At 65.7% G+C, this 16,853-nt stretch carries 19 protein-coding genes; 11 read left to right on the top strand and 8 right to left on the bottom strand.

The window, feature by feature from the left end; all coding sequences use genetic code 11:
- Positions 1-12 precede the first annotated feature (12 nt).
- Positions 13-2,259, top strand: coding sequence for a phosphoenolpyruvate--protein phosphotransferase (gene ptsP, locus RT513_RS04435; RefSeq protein WP_290688276.1), 2,247 nt, complete (start codon positions 13-15; stop codon positions 2,257-2,259).
- A 169-nt stretch (positions 2,260-2,428) separates the two neighbouring features.
- Here ptsP and RT513_RS04430 read toward each other — a convergent pair whose 3' ends face one another.
- Both RT513_RS04430 and RT513_RS04425 read right to left on the bottom strand, forming a co-directional pair.
- Entirely contained in the window at positions 2,429-3,241 is an 813-nt protein-coding gene (locus tag RT513_RS04430) for an EcsC family protein (protein ID WP_290688278.1), read from the bottom strand.
- A 43-nt stretch (positions 3,242-3,284) separates the two neighbouring features.
- Complete coding sequence (locus RT513_RS04425; protein ID WP_290688280.1) at positions 3,285-3,788, bottom strand: GNAT family N-acetyltransferase; 504 nt, start codon at positions 3,786-3,788, stop codon at positions 3,285-3,287.
- A gap of 94 nt (positions 3,789-3,882) precedes the next feature.
- On the opposite strand from RT513_RS04425, the gene RT513_RS04420 reads away from it, so the two are divergent.
- The 4 genes from RT513_RS04420 to RT513_RS04405 all read left to right on the top strand — a co-directional run bounded on the left by RT513_RS04420 (position 3,883) and on the right by RT513_RS04405 (position 6,853).
- Positions 3,883-4,491, top strand: a complete 609-nt coding sequence (locus RT513_RS04420) for a flavin reductase family protein (protein WP_290688282.1) — start codon at positions 3,883-3,885, stop codon at positions 4,489-4,491.
- Positions 4,492-4,566: 75 nt separating this feature from the next.
- A complete protein-coding gene (locus RT513_RS04415) occupies positions 4,567-5,214 on the top strand; it encodes a ribonuclease HII (RefSeq protein WP_290688284.1) in 648 nt (215 codons plus the stop codon).
- Between the two features lie 92 nt (positions 5,215-5,306).
- Positions 5,307-6,413, top strand: coding sequence for a site-specific DNA-methyltransferase (locus RT513_RS04410; protein WP_088215142.1), 1,107 nt, complete (start codon positions 5,307-5,309; stop codon positions 6,411-6,413).
- Between the two features lie 140 nt (positions 6,414-6,553).
- A complete protein-coding gene (locus RT513_RS04405) occupies positions 6,554-6,853 on the top strand; it encodes a DUF2218 domain-containing protein (RefSeq protein ID WP_143413144.1) in 300 nt (99 codons plus the stop codon).
- Here the strand turns inward: RT513_RS04405 and RT513_RS04400 are convergent.
- Complete coding sequence (locus RT513_RS04400) at positions 6,781-7,911, bottom strand: A/G-specific adenine glycosylase (protein WP_409518394.1); 1,131 nt, start codon at positions 7,909-7,911, stop codon at positions 6,781-6,783. The two genes, RT513_RS04405 and RT513_RS04400, sit on opposite strands and share 73 nt — an antisense overlap.
- Positions 7,912-7,991: 80 nt before the next feature.
- On the opposite strand from RT513_RS04400, the gene RT513_RS04395 reads away from it, so the two are divergent.
- The 3 genes from RT513_RS04395 (at position 7,992) to RT513_RS04385 (ending at position 10,121) form a co-directional block, all read left to right on the top strand.
- Positions 7,992-8,543 (top strand): DUF721 domain-containing protein, encoded by a 552-nt coding sequence (locus RT513_RS04395; RefSeq protein WP_256947284.1) that lies wholly within the window; start codon positions 7,992-7,994, stop codon positions 8,541-8,543.
- Between the two features lie 8 nt (positions 8,544-8,551).
- Positions 8,552-9,211, top strand: a complete 660-nt coding sequence (locus RT513_RS04390) for a DsbA family protein (protein WP_290688288.1) — start codon at positions 8,552-8,554, stop codon at positions 9,209-9,211.
- A 73-nt stretch (positions 9,212-9,284) separates the two neighbouring features.
- Positions 9,285-10,121, top strand: coding sequence for an EamA family transporter (locus RT513_RS04385; RefSeq protein ID WP_290688294.1), 837 nt, complete (start codon positions 9,285-9,287; stop codon positions 10,119-10,121).
- Here RT513_RS04385 and RT513_RS04380 read toward each other — a convergent pair whose 3' ends face one another.
- Entirely contained in the window at positions 10,122-10,484 is a 363-nt protein-coding gene (locus RT513_RS04380) for a hypothetical protein (RefSeq protein WP_088215137.1), read from the bottom strand.
- Positions 10,485-10,576: 92 nt separating this feature from the next.
- Between RT513_RS04380 and RT513_RS04375 the strand changes: the two genes are divergently transcribed.
- The gene (locus RT513_RS04375; protein ID WP_290688297.1) at positions 10,577-11,563 is read left to right on the top strand and encodes a glutathione S-transferase family protein; all 987 of its coding nucleotides are present in this window, start codon (positions 10,577-10,579) and stop codon (positions 11,561-11,563) included.
- Positions 11,564-11,566: 3 nt separating this feature from the next.
- Here the strand turns inward: RT513_RS04375 and RT513_RS04370 are convergent, their stop codons facing one another.
- The 4 genes from RT513_RS04370 to RT513_RS04355 all read right to left on the bottom strand — a co-directional run bounded on the left by RT513_RS04370 (position 11,567) and on the right by RT513_RS04355 (position 15,821).
- The gene (locus RT513_RS04370) at positions 11,567-12,367 is read right to left on the bottom strand and encodes a glycosyl transferase (protein WP_088215135.1); all 801 of its coding nucleotides are present in this window, start codon (positions 12,365-12,367) and stop codon (positions 11,567-11,569) included.
- 97 nt (positions 12,368-12,464) lie between these two features.
- Positions 12,465-12,917 (bottom strand): GNAT family N-acetyltransferase, encoded by a 453-nt coding sequence (locus RT513_RS04365; RefSeq protein ID WP_290688299.1) that lies wholly within the window; start codon positions 12,915-12,917, stop codon positions 12,465-12,467.
- 4 nt (positions 12,918-12,921) lie between these two features.
- Entirely contained in the window at positions 12,922-14,394 is a 1,473-nt protein-coding gene (locus RT513_RS04360; RefSeq protein WP_218821923.1) for an ABC transporter substrate-binding protein, read from the bottom strand.
- Between the two features lie 125 nt (positions 14,395-14,519).
- Positions 14,520-15,821 (bottom strand): acetylornithine deacetylase/succinyl-diaminopimelate desuccinylase family protein, encoded by a 1,302-nt coding sequence (locus RT513_RS04355; protein ID WP_088215133.1) that lies wholly within the window; start codon positions 15,819-15,821, stop codon positions 14,520-14,522.
- Between the two features lie 57 nt (positions 15,822-15,878).
- On the opposite strand from RT513_RS04355, the gene RT513_RS04350 reads away from it, so the two are divergent.
- Both RT513_RS04350 and RT513_RS04345 read left to right on the top strand, forming a co-directional pair.
- Complete coding sequence (locus tag RT513_RS04350; protein WP_088215132.1) at positions 15,879-16,178, top strand: hypothetical protein; 300 nt, start codon at positions 15,879-15,881, stop codon at positions 16,176-16,178.
- Positions 16,179-16,193: 15 nt separating this feature from the next.
- Positions 16,194-16,850 (top strand): DUF1523 family protein, encoded by a 657-nt coding sequence (locus RT513_RS04345; RefSeq protein ID WP_290688302.1) that lies wholly within the window; start codon positions 16,194-16,196, stop codon positions 16,848-16,850.
- Positions 16,851-16,853 lie beyond the last annotated feature (3 nt).

Here is a 16,853-nt window from a genome sequence, read left to right as displayed (position 1 = left end):
GACCGGAGTGCGATGCCCGACCTGAGCGAGAGTGATAGCCGCAAGCTGTTGCGGCGCCTTCGCGATACCCTGGCGCTTCCTGCGGCGGGGCAGGAACGGCTGGACCGGGTGACGAGCCTCATCGCCTCCTCCCTCAAGACGGAGGTCTGCTCGGTCTATCTCTTCCGGGATGACGACACGCTGGAGCTTTGCGCCACGCAGGGCCTCCGCCCGGAAGCGGTTCACCAGACGCGGATGCGCCTTGGCGAAGGGCTTGTCGGCCGCGTCGCCAAGACGGGCAAGTTCATCAACACCGCCAATGCGCCCGCCGAGAAGGGCTTCCGCTACATGCCGGAGACGGGGGAGGAGATCTACTCCTCCTTCCTCGGCGTGCCGCTGCAACGGCTGGGCGACCGGCTGGGCGTGCTGGTCGTGCAGTCGAAACGCGCGCGCGAATTCTCGGAGGATGAGCTCTACGCGCTGGAAGTCGTGGCGATGGTTCTGGCGGAGATGTCCGAACTCGGCGCCTTCATCGGTGAGGGGGAGGCGCTTCAGGCCCCGCATCAGGGGCCGGAAGTGTTCCGCGGCGCCACCGGGCAGGAAGGCGCGGCCGAGGGGCGGGTCTGGCTTCACGAACCCCGCGTGGTTATCACCAACCCGGTCAATGACGATCCCCGCCGGGAAAAGGCCCGCCTGCGCGCCGGGGTGGACCGGCTGTCTGCAGATGTGGACCGGATGATGCAGGCCATCGGCGCGGCGGACAAGGAACAGCAGCAGGTGCTGGAGGCCTATCGCCTCTTTGCCAATTCCCGCGGCTGGCGGCGCCGGATGGAGGAGGACATCGACCGCGGCCTTTCCGCCGAGGCCGCGGTGGAGAAGGAGCAATCCACCATCCGCGCGCGGCTCCAGCAGTCGCAGGACCAGTATCTGCGCGAGCGGCTGGACGACATAGACGACCTCTCCAACCGGCTTTTGCGCATCCTGACCGGACAGGGACAGGAGACCGGCGCCGAGATGCCGGAAAACCCGGTGCTCATCGCGCGCAACATCGGTCCGGGCGAGCTTCTGGAATATGACCGCAAGCTGAGAGCGGTCGTGCTGGAAGAAGGCTCGGTCGGCAGCCATGCCGCTATCGTCGCGCGCGCTTGGGGCATCCCGCTCGTCATCCGCGCCGAAGGCATCGTCACGGAGGCGCTGAACGGCGACCCGATCCTTGTGGACGGCGACTCGGGCGTGGTCCACCTCCGCCCGGAGGAGACGATCGCCGCCGCCTTCCGTGACAAGATCGCCATGCAGGCAAAGGCGCTCGAACGCTATGCCGACCTGCGCCCCCTGCCCGCGCTGACCAAGGATGGCAGGCGGATCGCACTGCACATGAATGCGGGTCTGATGGCCGACCTGCCCTCCCTCACCCATTCCGGCGCCGAAGGGGTGGGGCTGTTCCGCACGGAGTTGCAGTTCCTGATCCGCAGCCATGTACCGGGACGGGAGCAACTGGCCCGGCTCTACTCCCGCGTGATGGATGCGGCGAAGGGCAAGCGCGTGGTGTTCCGCACGCTCGACATCGGGTCGGACAAGGTACTGCCCTACATGAAGCCGCAGGACGAGCCGAACCCCGCGCTCGGCTGGCGGGCGATCCGTGTCGGGCTGGACAAGCCGGGCGTGCTCAGGATGCAGTTGCAGGCGCTGATCCGCGCGGCGGCGGGGCGTCCGCTCAGCATCATGTTCCCCTTCATCGCGGATCCGCGCGAATTCTATGAAGCGCGCGAGCTTCTGATGCGGGAGATGGCGCGGGAGGCGCGGCTGAACCGCGTCCTGCCCGCGCGGCTGGAAATCGGCGCGATGCTGGAAACACCGAGCCTCGCCTTCGCCCCACGGCAATTCTTCGAGCAGGTGGATTTCCTGTCCATTGGCGGCAACGATCTGAAGCAGTTCTTCTTCGCCGCCGACCGGGAGAATGAGCGGGTGCGCCGCCGCTATGACACGCTGTCCAGCGAGTTTCTGGGGTTCATCGCCCGGATCGTGGAGCGCTGCCGCGAGATCGACACACCGCTGTCCTTCTGCGGTGAGGATGCGGGACGGCCGGTGGAGGCTGCGTGCCTCGCCGCCATGGGGCTGGACATGCTGTCCATGCGCCCCGCCTCCATCGGGCCGGTGAAGCATCTGCTGCGCCGCACCAACCTCACCGACCTCGCCGGTGTGATCGCAGAGGCGCAGGCGGAGGGCGCGCAGAGCGTGCGGCCCATGGTGATGAGCTACCTTGCCGGGCTGAAGGACTAGCACGGGGCGGGAGGTGCCCTGTCGCTGAAATGCTGCTTGGGGGGAGCCGCCCGCGGAGCGAGCGGCCTGTGCGGCCATCCCCAGATTGTTGAGCCGCCGCTTTCGGGGCCAGCGCCCCCAAGATCCCCGCCACCTGCCGGTCACCGGAGGCAAACCTCCCCGCGACCCGTCAGGATAGCCGCTTCGGCTCCATCGCGGCGGCAAACGCGGCGGCGACCGCCACCGGGTCGTTGTCCCGTGCAAGACGTTTCAGGCCAAAGCGCACGCGGGCCATCTCCTGATAATAACCGACAAAGGCGAAGTTGATCGAAGCGCCCGCCGCAGCCCCGATCAGCGGCACGCTCTGCGCCGCGATCTTCTGGCCGAGCACCACGGAGAACGGGGCCGCCGCGCTGGCGATGAGGCGCTGCACCGTCGGCCCCGTGATGGTGAACCGCGCGGTGAGAAATGCGGTATTCACACCGTCATCGAGCTTCAGCGGCCCGCCGCTGGCAAACACCTGAAGGCAGTCGAGCAGCGTGCGCTCATCGCCGGGATCGAAGCCGTTCTCCGCCGCGATCCGCTGCAGGCCCCGGAAGATCACGGTGATGGTGACGGGCAGTTCCATGATGGACGTGCCGATGCCGCCCATGCCACCCACCGCGCCGGAGAGCGTCGCAGCCGCCCGGTGCGCGCCCGCCCCGAACGGACCCTTTCCACCGCCGGTGCGCGCGGCAAGCCTGTAGGCGCGCTCCAACCCCTTGCGGGTGATCTTTTCGATGCGATCCTTCACCCCGTCGGGAAGGCGTTCCAGCCCGTTCTCCACAACGCCGCCGGCTGCGTTGACGAGGCTCAGGAGGAGCGAACCCGCCTCCTGCTGGCGGCGAGCCAGCGCCTCGATCTCCGCCTTCACATGCGGGGGGAGATCATAAATGCGATCCCCCGGAAGGTCTTCCACGGGAGAGGCGGATTTCACGGAGTCGTCGTCGCGCGCGTGTGTCATGGCTGGGAATCTGGCCCGCCGCCGCCCCGCTTTCAAGGGCGGATCACTCGGGAATGACGGGGCCTTCATGCCGCGTGACTTCTCCGCCGACGCCGTTCCAGCCGCTGCGTGCGAGGTCAAAGCCCAGCACGCGCTCCGGGTTGGTCGGAGGCGGCATCACCACATCGGCGCGGCGGGAAAAGCCGAAACGGCGGTAATAGGGCGCGTCCCCCACCAGCAGAATGCGGCTCCAGCCCATGCGGCGCGCCTCGCCCATGCTCTCGCGCATCAGAAACCCGCCCAATCCCTCCGATTGCCGCGTGGGGTGGACCGCGACGGGGCCAAGCAGCAGCGTTGGGCGCCCGCCCACCAGCACCGGCCAGTAGCGGATCGCGGCCGATACGTTCTCCACCTCGTCCCGCAGCAACAGGCAGAGCGGCGCCACCGGCTGAACCCCGTCGCGCAGCCGGTAGGAGGACAGCGCCGTCCGCCCCGGCGCGAAGCACAGGTCATAGAGCGCTTCCACCTCCCACAGATCGTCCGGGGTTTCCTCCGTCAGCCTGAACATGCGCGCTGCCCCTTCCCGCCGCCCGCCGATTTCGGGCTGGCAATCGTTTCCCGACGCTCTAGGAAGGATCCACGCTGAACGCAACGGAGACTCTATGTTCTATACCCCCGCCGAAGGCCATGGCCTGCCGCATAATCCGTTGAACGCCATCGTCACCCCGCGCCCGATCGGCTGGATTTCCACCCGTGGCGCGGACGGGTCCGAGAACCTCGCGCCTTATTCGTTCTTCAACCTCGTGGCCTATGTCCCCCCGCAGGTCATGTTCGCCTCCACCGGCCGCAAGCCCGACCGGGAGGAAGGCAAGGACACGCTGTCCAACATCCGCGAAACCGGTGTCTTTTGTGTGAACATCACCGGTGAGGCGCAGCTCGACGCCGTCAGCGCCTCCTCCGCCGCCTTCGGGCGTGAGGTGGACGAATTCGCCGCGACCGGCGTCGCGCGGGAGGATTGCGTGACGATCCCCTGCTCCCGCGTGGTCGGCACGCCCGCAACTCTGGAATGCCGGATGACGGAGATCGTGCCCCTCCGCGGCCAGAACAACTTTCTGGTTCTGGGCGAGGTGACCGGCATCCACCTGAACGACGCCTGCCTGATCGGCGGACGTTTCTCGCCCGAGGTGTTCCATCCCCTCGCCCGCATGGGCTATCGCGATTACGCCGTGGTGCGGGAAGTGTTCGAGAAACTCCGGCCCGGCGAGAGCTGAAAACGTCGGAAACGCGGGCCGCAGCGCGCCCATCCGGGCTTGCACAGCCGGCGCGCTTGGGTCTTTCTGGCGCGCATGGACGGCGCTGACGAATCCCTCCCGCATTTCCGGCTTGAACTCCGCCTCATCGCGCAGGGCACCTTGCGTGTCGCGGGCGTGGACGAGGTCGGGCGCGGGCCGCTCTGCGGGCCGGTGACGGCAGCCGCCGTGCGCCTCAAGCCCGATTGCATTCCGCCGGGGCTGAACGACTCCAAGAAGTTGACGCGGGACAAGCGGGAGGAGCTGGCCCTCCGCATCATCGACTGCGCCGACGTGGCCATCGCCCATGCGACGGTGGAGGAGATCGACACCCACAACATCCTTCGCGCCAGCCACATCGCGATGTGCCGGGCGCTGGCGGCCCTGCCGGGCGGCTGTGATCACGCCCTGATCGACGGCAACATGCTGCCCCGTGACCTTGCCGTCCGGGGGGAGGCGATCATCGGCGGCGATGCGATATCGCTCTCCATCGCCGCGGCCTCCATCGTGGCAAAGGTGGAGCGGGACAGGATCATGGTGGATTTGGCGCAACAGCATCCGGGCTATGGATGGGAAAGAAACGCCGGATACTCCACTGCCGCGCATCTGGAGGCGCTCCGAACACTGGGGCCGACCCCACATCATCGGCGTTCCTTCAGGCCAGTCCACAACATCCTGTATCAAGACCTTTCAGCAACGCCTTGACTCAATAAACAAATTGACGGCGATTCGCTGATTCGCCATTTTTTGCCTAACGGAACGGCCCCAAGAAGGCCGTCGTACAAGAGGCAAGAGTAATGACGAAGACCGCCAGCCGACAGGCCGCCAGCCTGCCGCTCAATGAGATCATCGCCGGGGACTGCATCGAGGCGATGAATGCCCTCCCCGCAGGGTCCATTGATCTGGTCTTTGCCGATCCGCCCTACAACCTGCAACTCCGCGGCGACCTGCACCGGCCCGACAACAGCCGCGTCGATGCGGTGGACGACGCCTGGGACAAGTTCTCCAGTTTCGAGACCTACGACCGTTTCACGCGGGAGTGGCTCTCCGCCGCCCGGCGGTTGCTGAAGCCCAACGGGTCGATCTGGGTCATCGGCTCCTATCACAACATCTTCCGCGTCGGCACCGCCCTTCAGGATGCCGGGTACTGGGTGCTGAACGATGTCGTCTGGCGCAAGACGAACCCGATGCCGAACTTCCGCGGCAAACGCTTCACCAATGCCCATGAGACGCTGATCTGGGCGTCCCGGTCGGAAGGCGCGAAATACACGTTCAATTACGAGGCGCTGAAGGCGCTGAACGAAGGCGTCCAGATGCGGTCGGACTGGGTCATCCCGATCTGCACCGGCGGCGAGCGGCTGAAGGACGATACCGGTGCCAAGGCCCACCCCACGCAGAAGCCGGAGGCGCTGCTCCACCGGGTGCTGATTGGCACGACCAATCCCGGCGATGTGGTGCTGGACCCGTTCTTCGGCACCGGCACGACGGGCGCCGTGGCAAAGATGCTGGGGCGCGATTTCATCGGCATCGAGCGGGAGGCCGCCTATATCGAAGCGGCGAAGGCGCGGCTCGACCGCGTCCGCCCGCTGGAAAGCGCCGCGCTGGAAGTGTCCGGCTCCAAGCGGGCGGAACCGCGTGTGCCCTTCGGGCAACTGGTGGAGCGCGGCATGCTCCGCCCGGGCGAACAGCTCTATTCGGCGAACGGCCGTTCGGCCAAGGTGAGGGCAGATGGCACCCTCATTGGAAACGATGTGAAAGGCTCGATCCATCAGGTCGGCGCGGCGCTGGAAGGCGCGCCCTCCTGCAACGGTTGGACCTACTGGCACTTCAAGCGCGAAGGCCAGATGATCCCGATCGACCTCCTTCGCCAGCAGATCCGCGCGGAGATGATCAGCGACCGCTGACCCTCCGTCCCCTGTCGCCAGTGCCGCCGGCGGACCGATCGCCGTGGCACAACTGCCCCGCCATGCTGCCATGGCGGGGTCTTTTCATTGACCCTCCGCCTTCCCATGTCTGAACTCTCACCGGTCGGGAGAGATCAGCCATGTTCACTGCAACAACCTATTTCAGCCTGCCGCGCGCCGCGGAACGCCTGCCGGAAATCGCCATGCTGTTCGCCGGAGCCGGAGAGGTCAGCCATGACCGCAGCCGCGCCGATGCCCTGATGCCCTTCGGACACCTGACCTTCCGCGCTGCCGAAGGGGGGCTGGATGTCGCCCTCGTCTCGCCTGACCCGCGCGCGCTGGCGCAGGGGCGAAAGATGGTGGAGCATCACCTGCGCCGGGTTGTCTTTCCGCTCCGGTTCGAGGGGCTCGCCTGGACCTCTCCCGTGGCGCTTGCCTGATCCGCGCGGATCAGGTCATAGGCCTTGCGCATCACCGTGGGCAGATGCGCGGGGCTGAGCAGCACGAAGCGCCCGCGCATCGGCTCCGTCGCCTCGGGCAGTTCCGCCACGCGCAGGGAGAGGCGCAGGTGGAAATGCGTGAAGGTATGCAGCACCTCTCCGCCGGGATCGCGCCATTCCGCAGCAATAGGGGGCGCGTCCTGCGGCTCCTCCACCGTCCAGTCCGTACCGGGAAACCCCAGCATACCGCCCAGCAGCCCGCTTTCCGGCCGGGTCTCCAGAAGCCATGCTCCGTCCGCCCGCCGTGCGAGATAGAGTATACCCCGCCGCACCGGCTTTGCCGCTTTCGGCAGCTTGCGCGGCAGTTCGGCCTGCACCCCCTCCGCACGGGCCACGCATGGCTCCCGCCACGGGCAGATGCCGCAGGCAGGGCTTCGCGGAGTGCAGATCGTGGCGCCCAGATCCATCACCGCCTGGGCATAGTCACCCGGCCGCTTCCCCGGTGTGAGCCGCGCGGCCAGCGCCGTCAGCTCGGGCTTCGCGGAGGGCAGCGGCGTTTCCACCCGGAACAGCCGCGCCATCACCCGCTCCACATTGCCGTCCACCACCACCTCCGGCGCGTCGAATGCGATGGAGGCGACGGCGGCAGCGGTATAGGGGCCGACACCGGGAAGCGTCAGAAGGCCCTCCCGCGTTTCAGGGAAGCGCCCGGCATGATCCGCCACGACGGCCCGCGCGCCCTTCAGCAGGTTCCGGGCGCGGGCGTAGTAGCCAAGTCCGGCCCATTCCGCCATCACCGCCGCATCCTCCGCCACCGCCAGCGCGGCAACATCCGGCCAGCGGTCGGTGAAGCGCCGAAAGTAGTCGCGCACGGCCACCACTGTCGTCTGCTGGAGCATCACCTCGGACAGCCAGATGCGATAGGGATCGGGCCGGACGCCTGCCTTCCTCTCGGCCGGTCCGATGCGCCAGGGCATGACGCGGGCATGACGGTCATACCACTCCAGAAGCGCTGCCGAGAGATCGCTTGATGTCCAGTCCTGTCTCACGTCACGCAAAATTCCGTCAACTCCGTCGCTTCCACTGGTGCGTCGCTGCTTCGCTGCCTTAGAATAGGGTTCAGACCCGGAAAACAAAGATGCCGCGCAAGACGAAACCGCCCTTCTCTTCCCCCTCCCGCCGGATGCGCGGGTTCGAGCCTGCCGCGGGCCTTCTGGGCGAACGCATCCGGCAGGCGGGGGAGAAGCGTGGCTTCGCTGTCGCGCGGCTTCTCACCCATTGGGCGGAAATCGTCGGGCCGGAGATCGCCGGAATGGCGCGGCCCGTCAAGATGTCCTACGGCCAGCAGGGCCTCGGCGCAACGCTGACGCTGCTGACGACGGGAGCACAGGCGCAGATGCTCCAGATGCAGCTGCCCTCGATCATTGCGCGGGTGAATGCCTGCTACGGCTACTCCGCCGTGTCGCGCATCACGATCACCCAGACGGCACCCACCGGTTTCGCCGATGGACATGCCGCTTTTACCACCCCCCAACTCCCGCAAAAGCCCCAGCCCGCGCCGGAGATCACGCGCCGCGCAGCGGAGGCCACGGGCGGCGTGCGGGACGAGGGGCTTCGCGCCGCGCTGGAGCGGCTCGGGCAGAACGTGATCGCCCGCGCTCCCGCCAAAGACAGCACATTCGGAAAATGAGGAAGACGATGAAGACCACCCTTTCCGCCCTTGCGATGGCAACCCTCGCCGGTGCCTTCTGGTTCGGCGCGGCGGCGCTTCCCGATACGGGCGCTGCCCGTGCGCAGCCTGCCGACACCGCCGCCCCGGCCCCGGCGGCGGATCCCGCCCGCGACATCGTCATGGGCAACGAAGATGCGCCGGTGACGATCATCGAATACGCCTCCTTCACCTGCCCGCACTGTGCGGCCTTCTCCAACGACGTGTTCCCGGAGATCAAGAAGGAGTATATCGACACCGGCAAGGTGAAGTTCATCCAGCGCGAGGTCTATTTCAACCGCTACGATCTCTGGGCCGCGATGGTGGCGCGCTGCGGCGGAGACATGCGCTATTACGGCTTCTCCAAGACCTATTTCGCCAAGCAGCGCGATTGGGCCGGGTCGGACGATCCCGCGGTCGTCGCCGAAAACCTGCGCGGGATCGCGCGGGCGGGCGGGCTGAACGACGAGCAGGTCAATGCCTGCCTGAACGATCAGGCGACGGCAGAGGCGCTGGTGAAGGCCTATTCGGAGCGGTCGCAGGCGGATGGCATCAACTCCACCCCGACCTTCATCATCAATGGCGAGAAGCACTCCAACATGTCCCTTGCCGACATGAAGGCGGTTCTGGACAAGGCCGTGGCGGAATAAGACTGCCCGCCGCTTGACAGTCAGGGGGCGCCGGGCTTAGGGCCGTTACGGAACCGTTACAAGCCCTGCACCCATGCCCCCTGAAGTCTTCGGCCTCGTTCTTGTCGCCGCGTTGATGCACGCGGCGTGGAACGCCATCGTCAAGGCTTCGGGCGACAAGACACTCACGGCCGTGATGGTCGCCGCCGCGGCTGCGATCATTTCCCTGCCCGTCATGCCGTTCCTTGCCGTTCCGGCGCGGGAAAGCTGGCCGTTCCTGGCCCTCTCCGTGACATTGCAGGTCGCCTATTACTTCCTCGTGGCGCGAGCCTATACGGTGGCCGACATGAGCCAGACCTACCCCGTCATGCGCGGCACCGCGCCGCTCATCGTGACCCTCGTCGGCATGGTCCTGCTCGGGGAGCATCTGGGCGGAATCGCGCTGTCCGGCATCCTCGTGATCGCGGGCGGCATCCTCAGCATGGCGCTGTGGTCCGGCGGATCGACCAACCGGGCGGGGCTGCGCTATGCGCTGATGAACGCCTTCGTCATCGCGGGATACACGCTTTCGGATGGCTATGGGGCGCGGCTTTCAGGGGCACCCGTCGCCTATACGATGTGGGAATTCGTCCTTACCGCCGCACCGATGCTCGCTTGGGCGTTGCTGCGTCGCCGCTCCTCCTTCTTGCGTCAGGTGAGAGAGGGATGGCACTGGGGCCTGCTGGCGGGGTTTGGGACGCTCGTCTCCTATGCCGTGGCGCTCTGGGCAATGACGCTTGCACCGGTGGCGGTCGTGGCAGCCCTCCGCGAGACGTCGATCCTGTTCGGAACCGCGATAGCAGCCCTCGTCCTGCGTGAGAGGATCGGCCCGCAACGCCTTGTTGCGGCTTGCATGATCGCCGTTGGGGCCGGTCTGCTCCGCCTCGCCTGATTACGCCAGAAGCCGCACCAGATCATCACTGTGCAAGGGCTCTATCTCATCGGGCGCCCAGTCCGCAGGGGGGGCTTCCGTGGCAAGGGTGGAGAATTTGTACTCGCAGATCAGCTCCCCGCTTGCGGAGATGGAAGCCACGATCAGGCAATGCCGAACGAGCTTGTGACCCTCATACAGATCGACCGCGCCCCGCAGGTGGACAACCCCCTCCGCCGCGATCGAAAATCCGCCTTCCCACGTGTGCAATACCGGATAGATGCGTCCGGCCACCTTGGCGCGGAGGCGGCTCTTGACCCTCCGCTCCATCGGGGTGGGCATGTCCCGCAGGTTTCTTGCAAGTTCGCTTGGCAGCAGATCCATGAGCATCCCTCCACAGACATGAAATAATGTGAAGCATTTCCCGTGAGCTTCAAGTTACTGTCCCATGAAGTTTTCACGACGGGAGACACTGAATGGGACAGCTTGTTGACGGCATATGGCAGCCGGGCTGGTATGATACCAAGTCAACGGGAGGCGCGTTCAAAAGGTCCACCTCCGGTTTCCGCAACTGGATCACACCGGACGGCAGTCCCGGACCAAGCGGAGAGGGCGGATTTCCTGCCGAAAGCGGGCGCTACCACCTTTATGTGTCCTATGCCTGCCCCTGGGCGCACCGCGCGCTGATCTATCGCGCGCTGAAGGGCCTGACGGAGCATATTGGCGTTTCCGTCGTGCATCCCGACATGCTGGACGACGGCTGGACCTTCGCCACCGACTTTCCAGGCGCCACCGGGGATACGCTCTATGGTCTTCCCTTCCTGCGCGACATCTACACCAAGGCGAAACCGGATGTATCGGGGCGCGTGACGGTGCCGGTGCTCTGGGACAAGCAGCGGGAGACGATTGTCTCCAACGAATCCTCCGAAATCATCCGCATGTTCAATTCCGCCTTCGACGCGATCACCGGCAATACGACAGACTACTGCCCGGCGTCCCTGCGGAACGAAATCGACGATCTGAACGCGGTCATCTATGACGGGCTCAACAACGGCGTCTACAAGGCCGGTTTTGCCACCAGCCAGCAGGCCTATGATCCGGCAGTTAAGGGCGTTTTCGAGACGATGGACGCGATGGAGGAGCTGCTTTCGCTCCGCCGCTTTCTGACCGGATCGCAATCGACGGAGACGGACTGGCGGGCCTTCACCACGCTCATCCGGTTCGACCTCGTCTATCACCTGCATTTCAAGTGCAACCGTCGGCGGCTGGCGGATTATGCCAACCTCTGGCCCTACACGCGTGAGCTGTATCAGGTGCCGGGCGTGCGGGAGACGGTGCGCTTCGACCATATCGTGCGCCACTATCACTACAGCCACGACACGATTAATCCCTATCGCATCCTGCCGATCAACCCGGTGCTGGATTTCGACCGCCCCCCGGAACGGGAGCAGGTCGGGCGCTAAGCTTCAGCCCTCGCCCAGCCAGTGCTTGCGGAGCCAGCGCGTCGGCAGGACGCGCTTGCCCAGCCCCCCCGCCGTATAGCCCTGCATGGCCTCCTCGATCTTGGGGCGGCCGTGGAAGGCGACGATCCGCGCATCCCGTGGCAGACGCGGCTCAAGGACCAGGTTCAGCGGCCGCGGCGGGCGGCAGGCGCGCTTGAAGCTGACGATCCATTGATCCGGGAAGGGCGCGAAATAGCCCGCTTCCCATGCCGTGCCGGACGTATAGCTCTGCTCCGACCCGACATAGCGCCGGATCTCCCCCTCCGGGTCGCGGGCCATGGCCTCGTAAAGCGCGGGGTGGATCGCCGGATCCATGCGGAGCACCGAGCCATGCCCGCGTGAGGCGCGCGAGCCGGTCGTGGTCCATTCCCGCCGCATGCAGACCTTGCCCGGCTCCCATGTCATCAGATCGTCGAGCGACCCCGTCACCACCACGTCGATGTCCAGGATGAGCAAAGGCCCGCTCAACCCCGGCACAGCCCCTTCCCGAAACAGCGACAGCTTGCGGAGCGCGCCATGATAGCCGTGCTTGCGCATCTCCGCGAACATGGCGGGAAAAAACGGCTCCTCCGCCAGTGGCAGGACCTCGATCGCCGCATCCAACCCGATGGCATCATCCGTCATGCAGAAGAACCTGAGCGGTCCCGTGACATTGCGGCGGACGCCCGCATACAGGCGGTTCACATACTCCGGCCCATAGGCAGTGCCCCATTTCATGCAGGCGACATGGGTCGGCGTGACCGGAGCGGAAGGGGTTTCGGACATGGACTACCTGTAAAGACGGGGCTACCTGCAAAAACGGGCAGCCATCAGCGGGCCGGACCTACCCCTACCCGCTCGGCCAGTGGTTGGCCACCGCGGATCAGGCCGGGAAGGGCTTCTCGAAATACACGCGGTCGAAGCCATCCTCCTGCCGCCGCCCGGTTTCGACATAGCCGAGCCGGGGATAGATCGCCAGATTCTCGGCCATCTTCGCGTTTGTATAAAGGCGCACCCCCGCCATCCCCGCCGCCTGCGCCTCGCAAAAGGCGATGAGCGCCCTGCCCACTCCCTGCCCCGCAGCTTCCGGCGAGACCGCCACATTCTCCAGCAGCATGTGGTCCCACTGCGGGTAGAAGACGATGAAGCCCAGCGGCCCGCGCTCCCCGAGCGCCACATGCACCTGTCCTGCCGCGATCTGACTGCCGAAATCGGCGGTCATCGGCGCGGGTTTTCGCCCGATCGACGGCACATAGCGCGCATAGGCCCGCTCCGCACAAACCCGGATCCACGGCTCATCGTCGATCTCAGCGCGCCGGATGACAAGGCGCGTCACGGGATCACTCCTCCCAATAGACCGCCGTCAGGTCATTAGCGGGGGTGGGCGAGTTTTCCCAAAGGCCGTGGATCTTCGCATTCGCGACACCTGCCTTGGGAAGCTGGAACAGGAAGCCGTTGACGAAATCCTCCGCGATCATCGTCTCTGCCTTTTTAAGAAGGGCAGAGCGCGCCTCCCGCCCGGTGGTTGCGGCGAGCGTATCCATCAGCGTCACGAATTCCGGCTTGGCATAACCGAAGTAGTAGTCGGGGCGGGCATAGATGTTGATGTCCATCGGCTCGACATGGGCGACGATGGTCATGTCGAAATCCTTGCCCTTGAACACCTGTTCCAGCCATTGCGCCCATTCGACGTTGGTGATCTCCGTCTCGATCCCCACCGCGCGGAGTTCGGCGGCGATGATCTCTCCCGAGCGGCGGGCATAGGCGGGCGGCGGCAGCGCGAGCCTGAGGTGCAGCCCCTCCACCCCGGCCTCCTTCAGCAGGGCCCGGGATTTCTCCGGGTCATAGGCCGAAAGCCCGGTGAGATCGACATAGTCGGGATTGTGCGGGGCGAAATGCGTGCCGATCGGAACACCGTAGCCGAACATCGCGCCGTCGATCAGCTCCTGGCGGTTGATGGCATGGGCAATCGCCTCCCGCACGCGGATATCGTCCAGCGGCGCCTTGCGATTGTTGAGGCCAAGGATGACCTCCCCCTCCGTCGTGCCAACCAGCACCTTGAAACGGGGGTCGCTTTCGAACTGCACCAGCGTCTCGGGCGCGGGGAAGTTCGGGAAGGCATCGACATCGCCGGACATCACGGCGGCAAAGGCCGCGGTCGGATCGGCGATGAACTTGAACGTCGCGGATGACAGCTTGGCGGGCGTTCCCCAGTAGTCCACGTTGCGTTCGATGGTCACATGGTCGCCCTTCGCCCATTCGACGAATTTGAACGGACCGGTGCCCACGGGATGCGTGGCGTTGGTGGCCGCGGTTTCCTCCCCCACCATGACGGCATCGCCCCAGGCGAGGTTGAAGGGGAAGTTGCCGTCCGGGGACTTCAGCGTGATACGGACAAGAAACGGCTCCGGCGCCTCCACCTTGTCGATATTCGTGAACAGCTGCTTCTGCGCGTTGGTCGAATCCGGCCCCCTCGCTCTGTCGAGGCTGAACACCACATCCGCGGCGTTGAAATCCGTCCCGTCATGAAACTTCACGTTGTGGTTGAGTGTAAAGGTGTACACCTTCCCGTCGTCGGAGACTTCCCATTTTTCCGCCAGCGACGGCACGATGGAACCATCCGGCGCGAAACGGGTCAGCCCTTCGAAGATGTTGGCGTAGGTCACCTCGTCGATGGCGGCGGCCGCACCGGCGGTCGGATCCAGGTTGGGCGGCTCCAGCGCCATGCCAAGGGTCAGCGTATCCTGCGCCGCCAGAGCCGTTCCCGCAGACAGGACAAGCGCCGCGACGGCGAGTTTCAGGCGTTTCATCATGGCCGCGTTCCCTCACCTCGTTCTCGCGCGCATCAGACACGGGTTACCGCAGCCGATCAAGCGGATAACCGCCTACCGTTCCACAGCGCCCTCGGCCAGAGGGCGCCGCTCACGATCCGGCGAGATCAGCGGAGCAGATCGCCCAGCGTAAGCGCCATGACCCGTGCGGAGTCCAGCATGTCGTCCACCCCGACCCATTCGTCGGGCTGGTGGGCCAGATCCAGTATCCCCGGCCCATAGGCGATGCAGTTCTTCAGCCGGCCGATTCGGTCGATGTGCTTCTGATCGTATGTGCCGGGAGAGCAGACGAATTCGGGATGCGTGCCCAGAACGGTCGCCACCGCCGCGGCGACGCTGCGCACGACCGGCGCGCCCTCGTCCGTCATCGACGGCAGCACTTCGAACAGGTCGCGGATCTCATAGTCGAAGTTGGGCCGCGTGGCCTTCAGCCGGTCGAGCAGGCCCCTGACCTCCCCCTTCACCTCGCCCAGACCTTCTTCGATGAGAAAGCGACGGTCGATGATGATGCGGCAGCGATCCGCGACACAGGGCGCGGGCAGGCCGGTGAAGCCCGGAGGCTGCTCCGCCTCACCCCCATGGATAGAGTTTATGTTCATCGTCGATTGCCGCGCGCCCTCCGGCACCACGGGCATCTCCGTCCGCTTGGAGGCGAGGAGCGGGTAGAGATGCGCCTCTATCTCCGCCAGTACCGCCGACATGTGCCGGATCGCGCTGTCACCCAGAAACGGCATGGAGCCGTGGGCAATCCGGCCCTTGGTCTCGATCTCCGCCCACCAGACCCCCCGGTGGCCAAGGCAGATCCGGTCCTTGTTCAACGGCTCGGGGATGATGACATGCTGCACCCGCTCCGGGCTGAAATAGCCGCGCTCCGCCAGCCAGGCGACGCCGCCGTAACCCCCGGTCTCCTCATCCGCCGTGGCAGAGATTTCCACCGCTCCGGCAAAGTCGGGACAGGTATCGACAAAAGCCTCGGCCGCGATGACGGAGGCCGCCAGCCCCCCCTTCATGTCGCAGGCCCCGCGGCCATAGATGCGCCGCCCGTCCAGCTCGCCCCCGAAAGGATCGCGCGTCCAGCCGTGGCCGACCTCCACCACGTCATGATGGGAGTTGAAATGCACGCAATCGCCTTTGCGTGCGCCCTCGCGCCGGGCCACCATGTTCCAGCGCGGGAAGGCATCGCTGTCCCCCGGCGTCCCCTCCGCCCGCAGAAGCTCCACCCTGAAGCCGCGCACGGCCAGCCGGTCGGCCAGAAACGTACAGATGTCGCGGTAATTCCGACCCGGCGGGTTGAGCGTGGGGATACGGATCAGTTCTTGCGTAAGTGCGATCAGCTCCCCTTCCCGCGCCGCGACGGCGGAAAGCAGACGATCGGAGAGCGGGGGGCTGGGTGTGTCATGGCTGGTCATCCCGCCACGGTAGTCCGGGAAAAACCGCCGCGCAATCGGGGCATTGGCGGTTGTCGGATGCGTGATATCGTGCCCGTCATGGCAACGCTTCTGATCCTGCTCCGCGTCGCCGTGTGGTCCTTTCTGATCGGCACGGCGCTTTATTTTTCGGTGGTTTTCTATCTCCGTTCGCTTCATCGGCAGCGGCTGGAAGAACGCTGGCAGATCCTGTCGGCGCCCAAACCGGCGCGGCGGGAATTCGTGCGGCGCGGGATGCGGCTTTACGACAGTTCCGCCCGGGCGCGGCGATTGCTCGCAATTTACGCGCTGCCACTCGCGGTTATCGCTTTTCTGATCTACTTGGTGAATGTGAACTGAGCCGGAGGGACCGCCTTGCGCTACATCAAGTGGACGCTCATCATCGTCATTGTGGGGCTCATCGGCTCCTTCCTGCACTACACGCTCCCCCGCCATGACACCGTGCGAATCGTGGGTACGGAGAACCGGCGCGTGGATTTCGGCGACAATTCGTTCTTCTGGGCCAGCCCCCCTGCGGGGGAAACGGCCCAGGGCACACGGGACGTGCGCTTCATTCAGGCCATCAAGCCGAACGGGCGTGCCATCGTCTATCGCAACGAGGATACCGGCTGGGGCTGGCCGCCCTATTTCAAGATGGACAGCGCCAACCTTCAGGCCCGCGCGCAGGACCTGATCTCCAGTGCCAACGATCCGAAGTGGGTGTCGGTCACCCGTTATGGCTGGCGGAACGAGTTCTTCTCGATCTTCCCCAACGCCATGGCGATCCGGCAGGTCTCCGGGCCGGATGCACGGGTCATCCCATGGGCGTCGATCATCATCCTGACGATCCTGTTCCTGCTGGTGGTCTGGATCGTGGTTCTCTGGCGGCGGTTTCGGCAAAGGACCATCGAACCGGCTATGAGCCGCTTCGATGATGCGATCGACCGGGCGGACGCCAATCTGGATGAGGCACGGGACAGCGTGAGCCGCGGCTGGCAGCGCTTCACCGACCGGTTCCGCGGAAAGAACTGAGCA

The organism is Haematobacter sp., assembly GCF_032102465.1.
In the GTDB taxonomy this organism is placed as follows: Bacteria; Pseudomonadota; Alphaproteobacteria; order Rhodobacterales; family Rhodobacteraceae; genus Haematobacter.
This window is presented reverse-complemented; position numbering and strand designations above follow the sequence as displayed.